The following is a 3,225-nucleotide window of genomic DNA, read 5'->3' as shown; positions in this document are numbered from 1 at the left end:
CCGCTTTTTTCCCCTATCCAAGGGGAGGCGCATACCCACAATTTCTCGGTAAATTTTTTGGTCGCGTAAGCGTAACGGAGTTCTATCCCTAATTAAGCGGACATGATATTAGATAAATAGGTAGGTTTAATTATCGGTATATATAGTAATGAAAATTCAAAACGGTGAAACCTATTTACAACTTGCTTCTAGGTCTTTTTTCATATTCTTTATTTTAACCTTTATTTATGCCTATCTACTTAGACCCTTAGAGACTGTTTGTCAAATAAGTATTCAGGAACTTTTCTCATAACTCTCATGACAAAATCTTAAAGTTTGAATAAAGTCAGCGATTAAAATCAGTCTAAAGTTAGCAGGTCAAAGTCTTCATATTCCTAAAGTTATAGTGAACTGGTTTGTGACAAATAATTGTTTTTTTCACTTGTTCCCAATTAAGTGTTCCCTATTCCCTATGTTCTTTTTTATATTTCCTGATACATTCAATCTCTTAGAGCAAAGCCCAAAATAACATTCTTTTTGATAATTGGCATTACAACAAATATTATTATACATTTTGAAATTTTCCTAGCTTCTTGAGACCAAATAATCTTTCCACAAATGAAAATTAGTTGTCCTACCAAGTAAAAATACACCTTCTCCTTCTTTTCTTGATTGACTCAATAAATCACAGGTATTTGCTATAAGATAATCTAGACAATCTCGATCCGCCAACAATACATCTTGCTCAGTTTCATACAATGAAACTCCTTCATTACGCAAACATCTTCTAGCATAAAATACTGTAATATCTTTTCCTAAAATTTGTTCAATCCACGATTTTGAACCAATTGCAAATCCTTGATTCGGATTACACATAAATACTAATCCACAAATACTACTAATAATAGGTTTAATAACTTGTTCTTTTTCATTCAAAACCAGATCTAATGGTAAATTTTTACGTTCTAAATCTTGAGGAGTATAAACTATTTCATTAATTTTTTTCAATTCTTCAGGGGATAATTTAGTTAAAGTTGTTGTAGCTACTTTTTGCTCTTTTAAAAATTCTATCCATTCTTCCTCTAAATTACATTCTTGAGCGCCAGCAATTATACTTTTTAAATATCTTTTAGAAGGTGGAACTCCCTCTTTAATTGTCAGAGCTGGTAATTTGATTTGTTCTCTGTAAGCTATATATGTTAGAGCAGTGATTGTGGTTGTTGAATAATAAGGTAAGACTTGTACATTTTCTTCTTGATAGACATTACCTTTAGCTTCTAATCCATCAATAACTGCTTTACATTCTGGTGATAATTCATACAAACAACCATGTACGATAGAATTTTTTTTATAGACTAAGTTAGCATAACTTGGGTCAATCTTATTAGTTGGCGTATGTAAATTAAATTTTAATTCAAAATCTTTTAGTATAGCTGGTTGAGAATGTAAAATTAGTGATAATGGTTCTTTTTTGTATCTTTCCTTTGTTTGAGGATTTGATGATAATTTGAATTCTAGTAATGATTTAGATAAGTTGGAGCCATAAGCAAAGTATTTAATATTAGAAGTAGAACTGAATAATTGTTCTGAATTGGAAAGCATATAACCTTAATTCGTAACTAATGAATAATTTTCATTTTATCAGGAGTTACCCAAGTATGCTAGTTGTGGCGGTGGTAGTAATAGTTGATAGTATTCTTGCATTTCAAGTTGTTATGTATTCCAATATGATTTGAGCATTTACTATTTTTCCATTCAGCTAAAAAGTATAAGTGAAGGAACGAATTAAATTAGGAGCTTTTCAAGTTCTGACGACGCAGAACAGTTAAACCAGCAGCGACTACTCCTAAACCAAATAATGTAGTTGGTTCGGGTACTTTTTGTGTATCGGAGAACAAAGCACCAGAGAAAGTTACACCTCCTATTTTTTCACCTGCATCTAGTTGTGCTTGAATTTCCTCTACTGTAGCGTTATTGATCTCGAATGTTAAGTTACCAGCACCATTAGTTACTTCTCCTGGGTCACCGACAAACTCTCCCCAAAGTTCTACATCTATTTCTACGTTAGCTCCACTTTGGTCTAATGTATAACTTGCTTGAGTCAGGTTAAAAACATTGAGACCATCTGTTGAGCTAGAGTCATCAGTTGAACCAGTATATACAGTACCTGGTGTTGGTGTTACTGTTCCATTAATATCTGTTTGTAAGTAACCAAAATCTAGGAATGAATTTACTGTTTGAGTTGAGCCAAAACTGACAATTTCACTAATATAGCAATCTCGGCAGAAGTTTAGGACGTTAATTTAACAGCATAATCAACTCTCAATACGAAAATTTTCTATTGTTCCTTCTGACTTTCTGACTCGGTTTTTAATTGGAAACCAATAATGTTCTATTTCATTTAAGTCAGGAGAATATGGTGGTAAATATTCACGCCTCACAATTCACTGATTCTATTAATTCTCTAATTTTTGAGGATTTGTGAAAACTTGCATTATCTAATATTACTAATTGTCCTGTTTTTAATTGTGGCCACAATTTTTCTTCTAACCATTTTTCAAAAACTACAGGGTTACAAGAACCTTCAAATATTAATGGAGCAACTAATTTTCCCTCACACAAACCACTTATAATACTTACTCTTAGACTTCTTTTTCCTGACTTGAAATCGTAAGATATTTTTCCCAATTCCCATACATCCATAACCATAATCTTCTCTATTATCCATACCTGATTCATCTATATACACCAACTGTTATGGCCTTTTGCGACTAAATAGGGGCGATAAATTCTTTTCTTTTATCTTCATCTCTTTCTCTGTAACCGTAAGTTTTTTTTTCTTGTATAACCAATTTTTTTTAAGGCTTTACTTATAGTGCGTTCGCGTAGTGGAACGGAGTTCTATCGCTCACCGATTCTGGCCACTCAGATGCCATTTCTTTTTGAGTTTTACTGCCATTAATCTGGGCAAATTCTCGGAACTTTTCTAAGTCTAATATTTGGGGATTATATCCTTTTTGATAACCTGTTTTAGCTTTTATATCCCCAGTTTCTCTTCTCCTATGTAACCAAATATTAATGGTATTACGACTAATCTTAAATATAGAACTTACTTGAGTTTTACTGATCCCACCATCAATGGCCTTAATAACTTTTTGTCTTAAGTCATAGCTATAAGGAGCAGGCATAATCTTTCCTAGATAGTTTTTCTCTATTATGTCCGCGCTCTTTGCTTCGACTGCTATA

2 protein-coding genes and 1 pseudogene are annotated in these 3,225 nt (G+C 32.5%); all 3 read right to left on the bottom strand.

Translation table 11 applies throughout. From position 1 onward, the window contains the following. Window positions 1-564 precede the first annotated feature (564 nt). Window positions 565-1,581 (bottom strand): gamma-glutamylcyclotransferase family protein, encoded by a 1,017-nt coding sequence (locus tag F6K22_RS36870; protein ID WP_293109689.1) that lies wholly within the window; start codon window positions 1,579-1,581, stop codon window positions 565-567. 188 nt (window positions 1,582-1,769) lie between these two features. Further along, window positions 1,770-1,877, bottom strand: a complete 108-nt coding sequence (locus F6K22_RS36865; protein ID WP_293109687.1) for a PEP-CTERM sorting domain-containing protein — start codon at window positions 1,875-1,877, stop codon at window positions 1,770-1,772. A gap of 417 nt (window positions 1,878-2,294) precedes the next feature. Continuing rightward, window positions 2,295-3,167, bottom strand: a pseudogene (locus F6K22_RS36860) (IS630 family transposase). Window positions 3,168-3,225: the final 58 nt, after the last annotated feature.

This window comes from Okeania sp. SIO2F4, assembly GCF_010672385.1.
GTDB lineage: Bacteria > Cyanobacteriota > Cyanobacteriia > Cyanobacteriales > Microcoleaceae > Trichodesmium.
Note: the sequence above shows the minus strand (reverse complement) of the source record. Positions and strands in the feature narration are given on the sequence as shown.